Genomic DNA, 17,004 nt, shown 5'->3' on the forward strand with positions numbered 1-17,004 from the left:
GTCCCCTCCCGCCCCCCTGAGCCGCCGTCTCGCTGGAGGAATCATTCCTCCACGACGCCCCTTCTCGCTGGAGGAATCATTCCTCCACGACGCCCCTTCTCGCTGGAGGAATCATTCCTCCACGACGCCCCTTCTCGCTGGAGGAATCATTCCTCCACGACGCTCCTTCTCGCTGGAGGAATCATTCCTCCACGACGACCCTTCTCGCTGGAGGAATCATTCCTCCACGACGACCCTTCTCGCTGGAGGAATCATTCCTCCACGACGACCCTTCTTCCGGAGGGGCCGACATGGCAGGGAGGAGGGGGGCACGCCCGATGAGGACCTGGCGGGTCATCCGGCTGCGTGCACCTGGTTCCAGCCATGGGCGGCCGAGGGGCCTGACACGAGCGCGCGGGCTCGGGACTCACGCGGTGCCGCGGGACGGCGCTCTGACCGCGACGGATGCCGTGAAGGGCACCTGGCTCCACGCTCACGACGAGGGAGGAAATGGCCGAGGCAATAACGATTCGCGCCCCGAAACCTCGCCGAGCCGCATCCAGGCAGACTGGGGCGAGACGTCCGGCGCGTCAGGGCCTTCGCCCTCTGCCACCGGACTTCGCACCTCAGGCCGTCCTTGTGGCCTTGACGGACTTCCCTGAAAGCAGGTTAGCGCGACTGCCTGCGGACCTGCTCCCATGCCTCGATGATGCGGCGCGTTTCCTCCTGGGCCAGTGCCTGGAGCTTGGGGCCGAGCTGGGCGACCTTGTCCGGGTGGTACTGCGCCACGAGCGCGAGGAAGGCCCGCTTCACCTCCGGTAGCGGCGTGTCGCGCGTGACGCCGAGCACCTCCCACGGAGTGGGCGGGGGTGGCTCCGGCGCGGCGGCGGGCGGTCGTCGACGTGGCTCCGACTCTTCGTCCACGGGCGGCCGTCGACGTGACTCCGGTCCCGGCTCCTCGTTCATGGGAGGCCGTCGCCGTGACTCCGGATCCGGCTGCGCGCTCGCGGGTCTTCGCCCACGCGGATCGTCCTCGGGCTTCCGTCCACGCGGGTCCGCCGAGGGCCTCGGTCCACGTGGCTCCGCCGAGGGCCTCGATCCACGCGGGTCCGCCGAGGGCCTCGGTCCACGTGGCTCCTCCGAGGGCCTCGATCCACGCGGGTCCGCCGAGGGCCTCGGTCCACGCGGCTCCTCCGTGGTTTTCCGCCCACGCGGGTCTGCCGCGGGCCCCCGGCGGCGCGGCTCCTCTTCGGGCTCTTCGTCTTCGGACTCTTCCTCGGCTTCGTCGTCTGCGGACTCGTCCTCGGCCTCTTCGTCCTCGGAGTCCTGCTCGGCTTCGTCGTCCTCGGATTCCTCCTCGGCTTCGTCGTCCTCGACCTCTTCGTCCTCGGATTCCTGCTCGGCTTCGCTGTCCTCGGATTCCTCCTCGGCCTCGTCCTCGGACGCCTCCTGTTCCTCTTCGTCCGCCGTGGCGTCGGTGTCCTCGGCACGCGGGAAGGCGCTCCCGCAGGTGGAGCACATCAGCCGCTCCTGTCGCTCCCCGGACGCGGAGGCGACGACGCGGACGTCGAAGCAATCCCCGCACACGAGGTTCCGGCACTGCTCACAGCGCGCGGCGGACTGGGCCTCCTCCAGCTCCTGTCCACACCGGGGGCAGTCGTCCGGGAGCGGCGCCTCCGCCCCGCAACGCACGCAGAAGGCCCACGCCCGGTCGAGGCCGCTCTCGCACTCCACGCACTCCAGCCCGCCGTTGTCGGGGGGCTGCCAGCGCTTCTCCTCGCCGCACCACGGGCAGTGGGGCATGAGCCACGCCAGCTTCCCCGCGCAGTCGTCGGAGTCGCAGTCGAACTCGAGCCGGTAGCCCCGGGCCACCGCCTGGGGCTCGTTCTCCTCGCCGAACGACTCGCCACACGCCCAGCAGCAGTTGAAGAACCGATGTGACGGAGCCCCGCACGCCTCGCAGGCCGGGTTGCCGTGCTCGGCCTTCCAGGGGACCTCGTCACCGCAGTCGGGACAGAAGCCCATGCACATCTTCACGCCCGGGTGGGTGCAGGACTCCCGAGCCGCCCGCGCCGCGCGCTCGCGCTGTCCGGGAGGCGCGGGGAAGGGCGGACGCTCACCCCGGTCCGTCAGGTGCTCCCACAGGCAGGACCGGCATACCCGCTTCCTCGTCAGCCGGCGTTGCTGCCCGGGAGCTCCCACGTCCAGCACCCGCGTGCCCAGGCAGGACTGACAGACGGCATCTCCACAGACCTCGCACGCCCCCACCAGGCGGCGGCCCCCGAGGCCGAGGAGGCCGGACGTCAGCTTCTCCATGCAGCACGGACAGGCTCGCATGCACTTCCTTCGCCGGGTGAAACCCCATTCCAGGAGACGGGGACGCGAGCCTTCGACATGCCCCAATCCGTCTCACAGGTCCAGAAAGCACCCCTCCCGGTACGAGCCGCTCATACCCCGCGTCGCGAGGTCAGAGTTCCGACCCGATGGCCCGGTCCACCGAGAGCGCGCCACCGCCCCGGAAGGAGAGGAACAGCGAGAGGAACCCCAGCATGACGGGGGACTCGATGCCGCGGTCGATCCACGACCACGTGGAGCCACACCGTCCGGAGAAGATGAACAGCCTGCATTTTTCGTTCAGGAATCCTGAACACTGCGCCATCTTCCGAGCGGGAGGCCCCACGCATGGACCGCTTCGACGCGATGCGCGTCTTCACACGCATCGTCGAGCTCGGAAGCTTCACGAAGGCGGCCACGGACCTGCGGCTGCCGCGGGCCACCGTCACGCTGGCCGTGCAGCAACTGGAGGCGCGGCTCGGCGTCCGGCTGCTGCACCGCACGACGCGCGAGGTGAACGCGACGCCCGAGGGAGCGCAGTACTACCGCCGCTGCACGCGCGTGCTGGCGGACGTGGACGACGCGGAGGCGGAGCTGGCGCAGGGCGGTGGGGGCAAGCCCCGAGGCAAGGTCCGGGTCCACATGACGTCCGGCATGGCGGCGCACGTCGTCATCCCCGTGCTGCCCGAGTTCCACGAGCGCTACCCCCGAATCGACGTGGAGCTCGGCACCGGGGACCGCGCGGTGGACCTCGCGAGGGAAGGGGTGGACTGCGCGCTGCGCGCCGGCATCGTGGACACCCCGCACCTCGTCGTGCGGCGGCTGGCGTCCATGCCGCAAATCACCTGCGCCAGCATGGGCTACCTCGCCCGGCGGGGAGAGCCCCGCTCCATCGAGGCGCTGGACCGGCACCTGGCCGTCAACTACCTGGAGCGCTCCACCGGCAAGCCGTATCCGCTGGACTTCGTCGTGCGCGGCGAGTCGAGGCACGTCTCGATGAACAGCCTGCTGACGGTGACGGACTCGGAGGCGTACGTGGCCGGGTGCCTGGCCCACTTCGGCCTCATCCAGGTGCCCGCCTACCGGCTCGCGGGCCCCCTGACCGAGGGTCGGCTGCGCGAGGTGCTCCCCAACGCGCGCCCGCCTCCGCTTCCCCTCGCCCTGGTCCACCCCTACCAGCGAAAGGTCCCTCCGCGCGTCCGGGTCTTCATGGACTGGCTCGCGGCGCTCTGTGCGAAACAGTTCGGTACGCCCGAGGAGGCCCCTCGTCCCGCGCCGGAACGAAGGTATGAGGCACGGTGATGGTTTGAGGCCCATGGCATCTGACTGCGCGATTGACCCGGCAAGCAGCGTCCAGCGAGAATCGCAGGTCCACTTCAACGCAACCCGTCAACACCGCCGTCCCCACCCCCTCTCAGACAGCGACCCATGCGACTGATTCTGCTTGGCCCACCCGGTGCAGGTAAGGGAACGCAGGCCACGTTCATCAAGGAAGCCTTCGGCATTCCGCAGATCTCGACGGGGGACATGCTGCGTGCCGCGGTGAAGGCGGGCACGCCGCTCGGCCTGGCGGCCAAGAAGGTGATGGACAGCGGGCAGCTGGTCTCCGACGACATCATCATCGGCCTCGTCCAGGAGCGGCTGAAGGCGACCGACTGCGCGAAGGGCTATCTCTTCGACGGATTCCCGCGCACGATTCCGCAGGCGGAGGCCATGAAGGCCGCCGGCGTGCCCATCGACTACGTGCTCGAAATCGACGTGCCGGACGACGTGACGGTGGAGCGCCTGAGCGGCCGGCGCACGCACGTCGCCTCCGGCCGCTCCTACCACGTCAAGTACAACCCGCCCCGCGTGCCCGGGAAGGACGACGTGACGGGCGAGGACCTCGTCCAGCGCGAGGACGACCGCGAGGAGACGGTGAAGAAGCGCCTCGCCGTCTACCACCAGCAGACCGAGCCGCTCGTCGCGTACTACACGCAGTGGGCGGCTGCCGGCGACGCCCGGGCGCCGAAGTACCGGAAGGTGGACGGCCTGGGCACCGTCGAGGCGATTCGCGCCGCGGTCCTCCAGGCGCTGGGCCGCTGAAGCACGGGCGGCTTTCGCGAGACGCCGGCCCGGACGCGAGGACTGCCTCCCTCGCGCCCGGGCTCGGGCGCCCGGTGCCCGTCACGGGATGTCGACGGGCACGGTGGTGACGTTGTTGTCGAAGGAAATCTCCTCGAAGGTGCGCACCGGGTTGACGCTCACCTGGAGCTGGTAGCGGCCGGAGGGAATGCCGGTGATGTCGAGCCACTGGCAGTCCAGCGCGTTGCCGTAGAGGTCGGACCAGCCCGCCTGGATGCCCTGGTTCTCGCAGTCGTACTTCTTCGTGCACGCGACGTTGGGCCCCACCCGCGCCTGGATGGTGTCCTCCATGCAGTACGCCAGCTTCTGGCCCGGCAGGATGACGCGGCCCTCCATGTCGAGCAGCGCGTAGCTGGCGAAGCCGTTGAAGTGGTAGTGCCCGTGGCACGGTGAGAACTGGAAGAGGTCCGGGCGCGTCTTCGCCTGGGGCACCGTGAGCGTCGCCTGTCCCTGGTTGACGGCCTCCACGCTGAAGCGCAGCAGCCGGCGAAGGCCGGTGCCCCGCACGCAGGCCTCGGCGATGGCGCACGAGTCGGGGCTGATGTTCATCGTGTCGAAGCGAATCTCGTTCTGCAGCCGCGCCCGGTCGACGACGAGGTCCGCCATCGGCTCCCTCCGGCGGTGGCACTGGCAGTCGGTGCCGCAGAACTCGTTGGACGAGCAGGGCGTGGCGCACACCGGGCGCGCATGGTCGCAGGTGGGGAACGTCTTGCAGGCGCCCGTCTCCACCACGCACAGCTGCCCGTCCTCGCAGGTGCCGCAGGTGCCGCCGCAGCCGTCATCGCCGCACTTGCGCCCGTGGCAGTCGGGCCGGCAGGGGCTGGAGACGCAGCGGCCCGAGGTGTTGCACATCTCGCCCTCGGGGCAGGTGCCGCAGGTGCCACCGCAGCCGTCCGTGCCGCCGCAGAAGCGGCCATCGCACTGCGGGACGCAGCCCGCGGCGAAGCGGATGTTGAGCGTGTAGGCCCCGAAGGCCGCGCCGTCGAAGCCGTCGACGACGAGGTAGTACTTCCCGGGCATGAGCATCGTGGCCACGCGGGAGCCGTAGTCGCCCGGAGGCGCGGCGTCGTCCGAGCAGCCCACGGTGGCCGCCGACGCGCCGCAGTCCTCCTTGCGCAGGTGCAGCACCGTGTCGAAGCCGCTGGAGCGTGCGTCCATGCCCACCGGCTCCGTGACGGTGAAGGCGTAGATGACCTCGCGCGCGGCGCTGGTGGCGTTGCACGTCGGCACCACCTCGTTGAGGCCGCCCGTGGTGTCCCCCGTCAGCACGTGGTCACCCAGGAGCGGCTCGCCGGGCGCCAGCAGCGGCAGCGGCTGCGAGCAGGTACCGGGCTGACTCGCCACCGTGCAGGCGCCGGAGATGCAGGCCTCGCCGGGCGCGCAGCTCCCGCAGCTCCGGCCGCAGCCGTCGTCGCCGCACACCGCGCCGCGGCAGTTGGAATGGCAGTTCTTCGCGAAGCAGGCGTTGCAGTCGGGCCCGCCCAGCACGTGGTCACACAGGCCGGCCTCCTCGTCGCAGACGTCCACCGTGCACTCGGCGCCGTCGTCGCACGGGTCGCTCCCCGCGACACACTGGCCGTTCACCCAGCGCTCGTCCCCGTTGCAGAACACGCCGTCGCCGCACGTCACCTCGGAGTCGCCGGAGAGGGGCGGCCCGAAGTCCGTTCCCTGGAAGGTGGCCGTCCACTTCAGCGGGAAGAGCCCCACCCGGCGGGGCGCGACGGCCTGTCCCGTGAAGGTGGCCCGCTGGCCGGGACGCGTGCGGGCTCCGAGCGTCAGCGTGCCGCTGCTCCAGGCCGCGTCGCCCCGGAAGGTGAGCCGCGTGTTGCCGGGCTCCCACGGAGTGGTGCCGGTGTTCGTCGCGGTGACGGTGACCGCCAGCGCGCCTCCGGGCACCACGCGCGGTGCCAGCGTGACGGCCTCCACCTTCAAGTCCAGCGGGAGCGCGCCTCGCGTGTCCTCCTTCCGCTCGTCCTCCGACGCCCCGCGCGTCTCACAGCCTGCCAGGCCCAACAGCACGCCAACGAGGAAGAGCCCTCGGAATGCTCGCGTCATGGACAGCCCCCCGGATTGAGTCCGCCGATTGTACGAGGGGGCAATGTTTGGCGGGAATCCCGGGTTCGCGGGGACCCGTCAGGCATCGGGTGACGCCGCGTCCATGGGGCGGCGCCCCTGCCATTGACCGACCATGCGACGGCCCACCGATGAACATCTCTCCGAGCTCAAGCGCAGGCTGCTGCGGCTGAGCCTGCTCGACGGGCGGCTGGTGTGGTGCGCGGAGGGGCCGCGTCTCGTCTGGTTCCAGGCGGTGCAGGACCCGCTCGTGCTGCTCGACGAAATCGGACAGCGGGGTCGTCCCACGGTGCCGGGTCTGCAGCGCGCCGCCCGGATGGCGCGCCCGCCGCACCCGGTGGATGCGCGGTGGCTCGGCGCGGCGCAGAGGGACTTGCGGGCACTCCGGCATCCCTCCGTGCTCGCCCTCATCGACGAGTGCCCGCGCGTCTTCCGCCGTCATGGCCGGGTGGACGCGGCGTGGCTCGACGCGCGGCAGCAGGAACTGGACGGGCTCTCCGAGCGGTTCGCGGAAGGTCCCACGGAGGGGAGGGCGAGCCTGCTGGCCCTGGTCGACGCGCTCCACGGTCCCGGTGCCGCCAGCGACCTGGAGCAGGTCGAGCGCCGGAGCCGCCAGCAGGACCGCTTCCGCCGGGCCGAGGGCCGTCGCCGCATCGCCGCGCTCCTGGCGCGTCTGGCCCCGGACCCGCGGCTCGCGCGGCCCGAGGACTGCGAGGTGCCCGACGAGGTCCTCGATGGCTTCGCCCGGGAAGTGCTCCAGGCAGACCGGGTGCGTGGCCGCCCCTTCGAGCGCCGGCTGCGGCGAACGGTGCAGGCGATGATGGCGTGGCCCGCCTCCCCACCCACGCCGGAGCAGGACGCGCCTCCGCCGCTGCCCCAGGCGCTCGCGGACGCGGTGCGGGCGGCGGGGGAGGAGGTCCTCGCGGCGCGGCGCTCCACCCTGGCGCCCGCGGCCCATGAGCGGCTGGAGCGCGCGCTCGGCGTGCTGGCGCTGATGTTCCGCCCGGAGCCGGAAGACCTCTTCACTCCCGCCGAGGCCTCGCTCGTGCTGCGGAGCGTGGACACGCTCCGCGAGCACCTCGCGGGACAGCGGCTCTCTCCGAGGCAGGTGCTGGAGCTGCTGCGGCTCGAGAGGAGTCATGGCTCCGCCAACCTCGAGTTCCTCGCCCCGCTCGGAGCGCTCGTGGCCGGAGGACTCGAACTCTCCCTCGTCTCGGAGCTGGTCCGGGCCCATTACACGAACGGGCTCATCGCGCTGAGGGACGACGTGGAGGCGGCGCGCATCTGGGGGCAGTGGTCGCTGCGGCTCGCCCCCGAGCAGAAGCTGCGCGGGCACGAGCTGGCCGAGCAGGCCTCCACCTTCCGCGGCATCGCCCGGAGCCGCAAGGCGGGGCTCGCCCTCCTCGGGCGGTGCCTGATGGCCTGGCAGTCCCGCTCCAACCCCCGCTCCCTGCTCGCGGCGCTCGACGTGACGCTCGGCCTGGTGCGCTCCGCGCCGGAGCAGGCGCGCACCCTCCATGCGGACCTGATGGGCACCGCGCCCGGTCTCGGGCGCGGCCTCTTCCCGGAGTTCGCCGCCTGGCTCGGCGACGACACCCTGTTGGACCGCTACTGCTACTTGCGGCGGCTCGCGGGCGAGACGCCGAGCCTGCCCCGGGCGCTGCTGCGCGACTTCGCCCATGCCACGAAGCGGCAGGGGGAGCGCGAGCACCTGGCGTCGCGGGAGGACCTCACGCAAGCCCAGCGGCGCCGCCTGTCCCGGCTGGAGCAGCGGCCCTCCACGCAAGTCCCACCCTCGCCGGAATGGACGCTGCGGCGCCTGCGGGAGCGGGTGGAGGGTGCGCTGACCCGAGCCTTCGAGGTCCGCCTCGACGTCGCGCTCGATGCCGTGCTGCGCGCCGGCTGGGGCATCTGCCTGCCCGCGCTGACGCCCGAGTGGCGCGACGCGGTGCGCCTGCGCCTCGTCACGGACGTCAACGGGGAGCTGCTCGGCAGGTTGCTGCGCCACGCCGCGGCCCATCCGGGGCAGCCCCTCGCTCGTGCCATGCCCGCGAACACCGCGTGGCTCAAGAGCGCGGCGAAGCGGATGGACGTGGACGCCTGGCTCGCCCCGCGCTTCGCCGAGGTGTACCTGCGGGGCCGTCGCTACGTGCTCTCCGTGGAGCAGGACCCGCTCCAGGTGCTGCGGATGGGCATCCCCTTCAACACGTGCCTGTCGCTCGCGCGTGATGGCGAGAACGCCGCTTCCACCGTGCTCAACGCCCTGGACGCGAACAAGCACGTCCTCTACCTGCGCGACGAGGCCGGGGGGATTGTCGCGCGCAAGCTCATCGCCGTCTCCCGCGATTGGACGCTCCTGGGCTATCGGCTCTACGTCTCGCTGGAGCCCGAGCTGCGACCGGAAATCGAGCGCGCCTTCCTCGGCTTCTGCGTGGAGCTGGCCACCCGGACCCGGTTGCCCCTGGCCTCCTCCGGCGTGCCGGAGTCCCTCCATCCGGGCTTCTGGTACGACGACGGCACCGTTCCCTTCCTCGCCTCGGAAGCGGCGGACCCCTCCGGGAATGCCGTGGCGGCGTACTGCCAGCACCTGGGGAGGCCCTTCTGGCCGGACGAGGAGATCTCCCGTGAGGCGGAGGTGTGGTTCGCCCGCCAGCGCGAGGACGTCCCGGCAACGCTGGCCGCCCTGGGGCGCTACCTCGGCGAGGAGGAGGACCTGGAGGCGGCACAATGGCTCGTCGAGCGCCTGGGCGAGGCGGAGTGCCTCCAGCTCTCGAAGGCCCATCCGCTGCTGGGGGCGGCGCTTCTCCACCGCGCCTTCACGCCGGACGCGGAGCGGATGGTCGCGATGCTGGGGCGCTTTCCGGAGGTGACCTTTCGGCACTGGGACGTGGCGAAGGCGCTCCTCGGTCTCGCGAGTCCCTCCGAGGCCGCGGTGCGGGCGCTCGTCGAAGTGGCGTGGCGTCAGGTGGCGCGCTCGACCCGGATTGACGACCACGGCATCGAGCACGGCACGATGGACGTGCTGCCGACCCTGTTGGCGAAGCTGGACGTGGCCACGGCGCTCGAGTTGTGTGAGCGCGTTGCTCCCCTCTGGGACAAGGTGGCGGAGGCGAATGCTTCCTACTGTGAGCCCTGCCGGGAGCATGCGTGGCGAAGCGTCCTCGCGTCCTGCGTGCGTGCGTATGAACGGCGGCCGGCACCCGCCGCGGTGGTCCGCTGCCTCGCGGAACCGCGCCTGCACCCCGCCACGCACCGGGTGGCGATGCACCTGGCCGCGCGCTTTCCCTTTCCCCGGAGCCTGGGCGCTCCGGCCCCGGCGCCCCGGGGGCTCACCTGGTTCGAGGGCGTGCCCATCGGCTGTCCAGCGGCCGTGCGGGTGCTGCGCAAGCGGGCCGCGAGGAACCACGCGCTCGCCTCCGACCCGGACCTGCTCGCGGCGCTGCTGAGACAGTCCGGGCCGGACGTGCCCGTCTCTCCCGGCTCGCTTCCGGAGCCCCGTGTCGCGCCCTTCGCGGCGCTCGCCGACCTGCAGTTGCACCTTCCCGGGCACCTCCTGGGGAGCGTCCTGTCGCGCTGGGACGGAGTGCCGGCGGAGCCGCGTCCCTCGATGTGGACGCTCTACTTCCACCGGCGGCACGAGACGGCCTGGAAGCGCGCGCTCACCCGGCGTGGCGCGGAGCGGTTGCGGTCGCGGCAGGGCTGGCTCGCGGTGCTGGGGGACTGGCGGGGCCTTCACGAGGTCTTCGAGCAGCCTGTCGTCAAGGAGGGCGAGGAGATGGGGCCCATCCTGAGCGGGGGCCTGGAAGTGTGGAGCGACGCGCGACGCGTCGCCGAGCACGTCGTGCGCCAGGTCTCCACCGGGGCGTCGGAGCCCGAGCCACTCCAGAAGCTCGCGGGGCAGGTGCCCCCGGAGGCGGTGGACCCCGCGCTGATGCGCCGCGCGCTCCACGCGCTCGACGTGGGGACCGCTCCTGGGGCACGCGTGGACGGGGAGTGGGATGCACTGGATTCGTGCATCGACGTGCTGGCGCAGTCGTCGCTGCCCCTGTCGTGCTGGTTGGCGCTGCTGGAGCAGCTCCTGGACCGGGGGGCTCCGGACGCGTTGGTGGCACGGGCCACGAAGGCCGCCTTTTCCGAGGGGAACGCGGCCCTGCCGGAGGGCACGGAGGGGCTCCTGGTCCGGCTCGCCGAGCAGCCTCGGACGCGCCGGGCCGTCGTGGAGGTCCTGTGCCGGCTCGATTCCGACCACTGGTTGAGTTGCCACGTCCGTCTCCAGCACGAGGCGCGGGCACGCGGATGGGATGCCGGCGCGCTCCTGGACGAGGTCCTCGCGGGCTGGATGCGCCGCTTTCAAAACCCCGCGGAGTGGCTCAGCCTGTCGGATCTGCTCCCTCGCTGGTTTCTCGACGCGCTGGAGCGGGAGGCCCTCGCCCAGGGGACCTTCGTGTCCCTGCGGCTCTATGGAGCGCTCACCTCGCTGGGGCAGGCTTCGAGGTTCCTGGACCGCATGCTCGCCACGCTTCCCAGGGAGGCACTCCGCGAGGAACTGGTCGCCAGCCGTGACGAGAAGGACTTCAGCAAGCTCCGGTGGGGGTGGCTCGCCGCCGCGCTGGGTCTGACGCCCCAGACGGCCCCGGGACTGGCACATTCCGGTTGATGGGAGGGCGTGACTTCCGCATATCCACGCCCGGACCCCTGACTCCGAGGAACCGAGATGCTCCAACCCCTCCGCCGCCGTGTGTTCCCGCTCCTGCTCGGGAGCCTGTTCCTGGGGGCGCTGGCCTGCCAGTCCTCGGTGCGGAACGTCCGCGCTGATGGCGCGAGCCCGGTGACGGTGCTCCGGGGCGCGCGCGTCATCGACGGGAGCGGGGGGCCGCCCCTGGAGAACGCCGTCATCGTCATCGAAGGGACGAACATCCGCGAGGTGGGGCCAGTGGACCGGGTGGTGGTGCCCGCCTCGGCCCGCGTCATCGAGCTGGAGGGGAAGACGGTGCTGCCCGGCCTCATCTCCAACCACTCGCACCTGGGGATGACCGACGGGACGAGCGCCGGTGGGCAGCACTACCAGCGCGACAACATCGCGCGGCAGCTCCGGCAGTTCGAGGCCTACGGCGTCACCACCGTGACGTCGCTCGGCTTCAACATGCCACTGCTCTACGAACTCCAGCAGGAGGTGGAGCAGGGCACGTTGCCGGGGGCCTCCATCCTCGGCGCCGACGGCAGCATCGGGCATCCCAGCGGCGCCCCGCCGGTGAAGGCCGTCGGAGGTCAGCTCCAACGCCCCGGGAGCGTGGAGGAGGCGCGCGCGGCCGTGCGTGAGGTGGCGTCCCGCCGTCCGAAGGGGCTCTTGAAAATCTGGGTGGACGACTTCAACGGAACGCTCCCGGGCAAGATGCCGCCGGAGATGTACACGGCCATCATCGACGAGGCGCACCGGCATGGCGTCCGCGTCGCCGCGCACGTGCACTACCTGGAGGACGCGCGGCGACTGGTGGCCGCGGGCGTGGACATCCTCGCCCACGGCGTCCGGGACCAGGAGGTCGACGAGTCCTTCGTGCGCGCGATGAAGACGCACGGCACCTGGTACATCCCGACGCTCGGTCTCAACGAGACGTTCTACATCTTCGCCGAGCGGCCGGAGTGGATGGCCGAGCCCTTCTTCCGGCACGCCGTGCAGCCCGCGCTCGCCCAGCAGCTGGATGACCCGGCCTGGCGCGCCAGCGTGCTCCAGGATGGGAAGACGGCGCCGGTCAACAAGCGCGCGCTGGAGTTCAACCTGAAGAACGTCAAGGCGCTGCACGACGCGGGCGTGAGGATTGGCTTCGGCACGGACTCCGGCGCGACGCCGCTGCGCATCCCCGGCTTCGCCGAGCACCGCGAATTGAAGCTGCTCACCCAGGCGGGCCTGACGCCCTTGCAGGCCCTCCACCTCGCCACTGGAAGCGCGGCGGAGCTGCTCGGGCTCCAGGACCGTGGCCTCATCGCGCCCGGGCGGCGCGCGGACCTGCTCGTCGTCCAGGGCGACCCCTCGAAGGACATCGCCGACCTGGAGCGCATCGAGGCGGTGTGGCACCGCGGCCGGCAGGTGTCGGGCGCGCCGACCGACTTCACCCCGTAGCGCCGCGTCCGGGCGTCAGGCGCCGGTGATTTCCCGCACCACGCGCTTGCCGGACTCGATGGCCCCCTGCATCCAGCCGGTCCACAGCGACGTGTGCTCGCCGGCGAAGTGGACGCGGCCCTCGGGGCGGGGGAGCACCGGGAGCATCCACCCCTGACCCGGCTGGAAGTTGGGCCAGGCGCCCCGCACCCACGGGTCCTCGGACCAGGCCATTCCCTGGAAGGCGAGCACCTCGGAGCGGATGGTGGGGAAGAATCGCTCCACGTGGCGGAGCACGTACTCGGGGCGCTCGGTGGCGGGCACGGCCGCGAACGCGCGGGCGTTCTGGTCGTCCATGTACGCCATCATCATGCCCTGCGGTCCATCCAGGACGCTGCTCAAGTCCCAGAGGCGCTCGACGGGCGTGTCTGTCTTCACGAGCTTCAGCCCGCCAAGGCCTTCCGCGCTCCAGAAGCGGGTGCGCGTCTGCATCCACATGCGCGAGGAGGGCGCCATGACCAGCTCACGCAACAGGCGCATCTTCTCCTCGGAGAAGGCGGGGCGCAGCTCCACCTCGCGCAGCAGGGAAGGGGGAATGGCACACACCAGGTGCGCCGCCTGGAGCGACTCCGTCCTGCCGCCGTGCTGGTACCAGACGCGCACGTTCCGCGAGTCCTGCTCGATGCGCACCACGGCGTGCTCCAGCCGCACGCGCTCTCCGAGCCGCCGGGCCAGGGCGCGGGGGAGCTGGTCATTTCCACCGCGGATGTGGAAGGTGCGTTGCCATTCACGGTCCGCCGCCTCGTAGGCCATCCACGCGAGGGTGCCCGTCACGGGAGGCTCCGTGCCGTTCTCCGCCATGTAGAGCCGCAGCCAGTCCTCGCTCGCGCCCTGCTCGTGGAGGTACCGGGCGAAGGTGAGTGCGTCGTACCGGGCGAGCGCGGCGGGCGTGGGGAAGGTGCCGCGGCGCGGGTCTCCGAACTCCTCGAAGTGGGCGGCGATGTACTCGGCCGCCATGCCCAGCCCGCGCTCCTGCTCGCGCGGGGTGAGCTCCAGCGGCCAGGGCTGGCCGTCGCGGTGCGTGAAGCGCTGGCCCTTGAGGTAGTAGAGCGGCTCGCCCTGGGTGAACTCGACCAGCGGCAGTCCGAACTCCTTCACGTAGCCCAGCGTGTGCTGGTGCACGTCGGGGATGCGCACGGCGCCCAGCTCCGCGTATTGGCCGGAGGTGAAGCCCCGGCGGTGCGTCCGCACGCGCCCGCCCACCTGGGCCTGGGCCTCCAGCACCGTGACGTCGTAGCCGAGCTTCACCAGCTCGTACGCCGCCGTGAGGCCCGCCAGGCCCGCTCCCGCCACGATGACCCGGCGGTCTCCGCCGCCCCGTCCATGGACGCACGCCGGCAGGCCCAGCCCCGCGCCCGCGACTCCGAGCCACTGCAGGAATGCACGGCGGTTCAGCTTCAAGGTCATGGTGCCCCCGGTGTCGTTGCCGGGGGCACTGTAACGAAGGGAGGCCGCGGCGGGGTGCGCGGCTTCCCCGGGATGTCAGCGCGTCACCGCCGCGAGCACCATGTCCGACAGTCGGCTGAGGCGCTCGATGTGGTGGCTGTCCTCCATGAGACCGGTGGACAGGAAGGAGAACGTCAGCTCGCGCTCCGGGTCGATCCAGAAGCAGGTCGAGCCCGCGCCCCAGCCGCCGAAGGTGTTCGGGCTGGCGAGGTTGCCTGGGTTGAATTGCAATTCAAGAGGCTCGCGTATCGGGGATGGCGCCTGTCACGGGCCAACACCAGACATCCACCCGGAGAAGCCCCATGTGGGCTCCGCGCGTGCCGTGCCTTCTCGACACACCGCGACGCTGAGCGGGTGCGGCCATGGCTCGCGCTGGCGCCGGGCCGTCCGCTGGCAGGGCGGGCGGGGAGGCAAGCCCGTGCGCTCCACCCTGGAGTAGGGGAAGTCCTGACGGCGGGTGACGTTCGCGTACCTACCTTGGAGTGCAACTTCGCATGCGGGGGAGCTTGGATGTCCGCCGAAAACGAGCGGAAGGACGAACCCGAGTCCAGGGTCGCGCTGAGCGAGAGCGAGGTGCGCTTCCGGCTGCTCATCGACAGCCTTCAGGACTATTCCGTCTTCGCGCTGTCGGTGGATGGACGGGTGAGCAACTGGAATCTCGGCGCCCAGCGCCTCAAGGGGTACTCGACGGAGGAGGCCATCGGCCTGCACATCTCCATCTTCTTTCCCGAGCAGGAGAATGCGGAGCGGGTACCGGAGCGCATCCTCCGGAGGGCCGAGGCCGACGGGCGCGCCGAGTACGAGGGGTGGCTCGTCCGCAAGGACCGCTCACAGTTCTGGGGCACCGTGATTCTGAACCCCATGCGCGACCAGGAAGGGCGGCTGCGAGGCTTCTCCAACGTGGCGCGCGACCTGACGGAGCGCAAGAAGATCGAGAAGGCACAGGCCTTCCTCGCCGAGGCGGGCGAGGTGCTCACGGGCTCCCTCGAGTACGAGCGGACGCTACAGGAGGTCGCCCGCCTGGCCGTCCACAGCATGGCGGATTGGTGCACCGTGGCCATCCGGGGCTCCCAGGGGCTGGCGGTGGTGTCCGCGGCGCATGCGAACCGCGCCCGGGAGACGTGGACGCGGGAGCTCTTGCGCGTGTTGCCCCTGGAGGAAACGAAGCTGGCGCGGGGCATCGGTTACGTGGTGCGCACGGGAATGTCGGACCTCTGCCCGGACACGATGGAGGCGTCGTGGGTGCGGGCCGCGCTCGGCGTGGACACGCCGGAGCGGCTCATGGAGCTGGGGGCGCGCTCGTACATGTGCGTGCCGCTCAAGGCCCGCGGGGACACCTTCGGCGCCATCACCTTCGTGTCGGCGACGCCGGGAAGGACGTACGGGTCGGCGGAATTGACGCTCGCGGAGGAGCTGGTGCGCAGGGCGGGCCTCGCGGTGGACAACGCCCGGCTGTTCCGCAAGGCCCAGGAGGCGCTCAAGGCGCGCGACGAGTTCCTCTCCATGGCGTCGCACGACCTTCGCTCCCCGCTGACCTCGCTGCGCCTGCAATTGCAGGCGGTGCGAAAGGACATGCAGAAGGGCGATGGCGGGACGCGCTCCCCGGAGAAGCTGTCCTCCCGGGTGGAGGCCATGGTGCGGCAGACGGACCGGATGCTCCACATGATGGACGCGTTGCTGGACATCAGCCAGATGACGGCGGGCCGGCTGGAGCTCAAGCGCCAGAAGCTGGACCTCGTCGAGCTGGTGCGCGACTCGGTGAGCACGCTGGACGAGGAGCTGCGTCAGGCCGGAGTGGAGCTGCGGCTCCATGCCGAGGGGCCCGTGGAAGGCGCGTGGGACCGGCTGCGGCTGGAGCAGGTCGTCGACAACCTGCTCTCCAACGCCGTGAAGTACGGCAAGGGGCAGCCGGTGGACCTCACGGTGTCCACGGAAGGCAAGGTCGCGACGCTGGTGGTGAGGGACCGGGGCGTGGGCATCGCCCCCGAGGACCAGGGGCGTCTCTTCGACCGCTTCGAGCGCGTGAGGCTCGACCGCGAAGTCACGGGCTACGGCGTGGGGCTGTGGATCGTCCGGCGTGTGGTGGAGGCGCACGGCGGCAGCGTCAACGTCGAGAGCCGACTCGGTGAAGGCTCGACCTTCATCGTCCAGCTCCCACTGACGGAGCTGGCGCGGACACAGCCCGGGCGCCCCCAGGAGACGGAACCCGAGGCGCGCCCGCCCGCCTTTCACTGAACCCGCGAGCGTGTCACCCCGCGCTCAAACGAACGCTACATAGGCCGCGACGAGGAGCATGCAGGTGCCGAACGTCCAGCCCTGGATGCGCATGGCGCGCTCGCTCCGGAAGCGTCCCAGGATGAGCTTGCCGCCGTAGAGCCATGGGAAGTGGCACACCACGCAGACGACGAGGAAGGCCGCGGTGAGCAGCGCCGTCTGGGGAAGCATCGCGCGGGCCGGGTCGAGGAACTGGGAGAACATCACGACAATCATCGAATGGATTTTCGGGTTGAGCGCCACCACGAGGAGGCCGTCTCCGAAGCCCAGCCGCGCAGGTTCCTCTCGCGCTCCACCCGGCGTGGCGGATGAGCGGAAGAAGCCCCACGCGAGGTAGAGCAGGTATGCCACGCTTCCCCAGCGCAGCACCTGGTGCAGCTCGGGGCGGTCGTGCAGCACGCGTCCGAGCCCGAGCCCGTAGACGAGGCAGAGCGCGACATTGGCCCCCTCGAAGCCCAGCCAGAAGGGGAGCGAGCCCCGGATGCCGAAGCGCCCACCCGCGGTGGCGAGCACCGTGTTGCCGGGCCCGGGGCTGAACACCATGGGCACCGTGTAGCCGACGAACAACAACCACACCTCGGCGGAAATCATGACCGTGCTCCCTCGCGCACCGGCGC

At 71.2% G+C, this 17,004-nt stretch carries 11 protein-coding genes; 5 read left to right on the top strand and 6 right to left on the bottom strand.

Annotated features, from left to right (window positions below; genetic code table 11):
* Positions 1-648: 648 nt before the first annotated feature.
* Both HG543_RS55445 and HG543_RS19205 read right to left on the bottom strand, forming a co-directional pair.
* Positions 649-2,316, bottom strand: coding sequence for a J domain-containing protein (locus tag HG543_RS55445; RefSeq protein ID WP_246357152.1), 1,668 nt, complete (start codon positions 2,314-2,316; stop codon positions 649-651).
* 130 nt (positions 2,317-2,446) lie between these two features.
* Positions 2,447-2,638 carry a DoxX family protein gene (locus HG543_RS19205; protein WP_169346255.1) on the bottom strand — a complete coding sequence of 64 codons (192 nt, stop codon included), beginning with the start codon at positions 2,636-2,638 and terminating at the stop codon, positions 2,447-2,449.
* A 23-nt stretch (positions 2,639-2,661) separates the two neighbouring features.
* Here HG543_RS19205 and HG543_RS19210 point away from each other — a divergent pair, with 23 nt between their 5' ends.
* Both HG543_RS19210 and adk read left to right on the top strand, forming a co-directional pair.
* On the top strand, positions 2,662-3,615 hold the full coding sequence (locus HG543_RS19210) for a LysR family transcriptional regulator (RefSeq protein ID WP_169346256.1): 954 nt from the start codon (positions 2,662-2,664) through the stop codon (positions 3,613-3,615).
* A gap of 126 nt (positions 3,616-3,741) precedes the next feature.
* Positions 3,742-4,398, top strand: coding sequence for an adenylate kinase (adk, locus tag HG543_RS19215; protein ID WP_169346257.1), 657 nt, complete (start codon positions 3,742-3,744; stop codon positions 4,396-4,398).
* A gap of 81 nt (positions 4,399-4,479) precedes the next feature.
* On the opposite strand, the gene HG543_RS19220 is transcribed toward adk, so the two are convergent.
* The gene (locus tag HG543_RS19220; protein WP_169346258.1) at positions 4,480-6,492 is read right to left on the bottom strand and encodes a lysyl oxidase family protein; all 2,013 of its coding nucleotides are present in this window, start codon (positions 6,490-6,492) and stop codon (positions 4,480-4,482) included.
* Positions 6,493-6,625: 133 nt separating this feature from the next.
* On the opposite strand from HG543_RS19220, the gene HG543_RS19225 reads away from it, so the two are divergent.
* Positions 6,626-11,167, top strand: a complete 4,542-nt coding sequence (locus tag HG543_RS19225) for a hypothetical protein (RefSeq protein ID WP_169346259.1) — start codon at positions 6,626-6,628, stop codon at positions 11,165-11,167.
* 57 nt (positions 11,168-11,224) lie between these two features.
* Positions 11,225-12,628, top strand: a complete 1,404-nt coding sequence (locus tag HG543_RS19230; protein WP_169346260.1) for an amidohydrolase family protein — start codon at positions 11,225-11,227, stop codon at positions 12,626-12,628.
* Between the two features lie 15 nt (positions 12,629-12,643).
* Here HG543_RS19230 and HG543_RS19235 read toward each other — a convergent pair whose 3' ends face one another.
* Together HG543_RS19235 and HG543_RS19240 are read right to left on the bottom strand one after the other, a co-directional pair.
* On the bottom strand, positions 12,644-14,074 hold the full coding sequence (locus tag HG543_RS19235) for a flavin monoamine oxidase family protein (RefSeq protein ID WP_169346261.1): 1,431 nt from the start codon (positions 14,072-14,074) through the stop codon (positions 12,644-12,646).
* A 75-nt stretch (positions 14,075-14,149) separates the two neighbouring features.
* Positions 14,150-14,344, bottom strand: coding sequence for a hypothetical protein (locus HG543_RS19240; RefSeq protein ID WP_169346262.1), 195 nt, complete (start codon positions 14,342-14,344; stop codon positions 14,150-14,152).
* A gap of 279 nt (positions 14,345-14,623) precedes the next feature.
* On the opposite strand from HG543_RS19240, the gene HG543_RS19245 reads away from it, so the two are divergent.
* Positions 14,624-16,348 (top strand): sensor histidine kinase, encoded by a 1,725-nt coding sequence (locus HG543_RS19245; RefSeq protein ID WP_169346263.1) that lies wholly within the window; start codon positions 14,624-14,626, stop codon positions 16,346-16,348.
* 24 nt (positions 16,349-16,372) lie between these two features.
* Here the strand turns inward: HG543_RS19245 and HG543_RS19250 are convergent, their stop codons facing one another.
* Positions 16,373-16,978 (bottom strand): LysE family translocator, encoded by a 606-nt coding sequence (locus tag HG543_RS19250; RefSeq protein ID WP_169346264.1) that lies wholly within the window; start codon positions 16,976-16,978, stop codon positions 16,373-16,375.
* Between the last annotated feature and the right edge of the window lie 26 nt (positions 16,979-17,004).

The organism is Pyxidicoccus fallax, from assembly GCF_012933655.1.
Lineage (GTDB): Bacteria > Myxococcota > Myxococcia > Myxococcales > Myxococcaceae > Myxococcus > Myxococcus fallax.

Bases quoted from the DNA above. Each gene is read 5' to 3' on its own strand.
- HG543_RS19245 (WP_169346263.1), top strand. From the start codon at position 14,624: ATGTCCGCCGAAAACGAGCGGAAGGACGAACCCGAGTCCAGGGTCGCG.
- HG543_RS19235 (WP_169346261.1), bottom strand. From the start codon at position 14,074: ATGACCTTGAAGCTGAACCGCCGTGCATTCCTGCAGTGGCTCGGAGTC.
- HG543_RS19210 (WP_169346256.1), top strand. From the start codon at position 2,662: ATGGACCGCTTCGACGCGATGCGCGTCTTCACACGCATCGTCGAGCTC.
- HG543_RS19220 (WP_169346258.1), bottom strand. From the start codon at position 6,492: ATGACGCGAGCATTCCGAGGGCTCTTCCTCGTTGGCGTGCTGTTGGGC.
- HG543_RS19205 (WP_169346255.1), bottom strand. From the start codon at position 2,638: ATGGCGCAGTGTTCAGGATTCCTGAACGAAAAATGCAGGCTGTTCATC.
- HG543_RS19250 (WP_169346264.1), bottom strand. From the start codon at position 16,978: ATGATTTCCGCCGAGGTGTGGTTGTTGTTCGTCGGCTACACGGTGCCC.
- HG543_RS55445 (WP_246357152.1), bottom strand. From the start codon at position 2,316: ATGCGAGCCTGTCCGTGCTGCATGGAGAAGCTGACGTCCGGCCTCCTC.
- adk (WP_169346257.1), top strand. From the start codon at position 3,742: ATGCGACTGATTCTGCTTGGCCCACCCGGTGCAGGTAAGGGAACGCAG.
- HG543_RS19230 (WP_169346260.1), top strand. From the start codon at position 11,225: ATGCTCCAACCCCTCCGCCGCCGTGTGTTCCCGCTCCTGCTCGGGAGC.
- HG543_RS19225 (WP_169346259.1), top strand. From the start codon at position 6,626: ATGCGACGGCCCACCGATGAACATCTCTCCGAGCTCAAGCGCAGGCTG.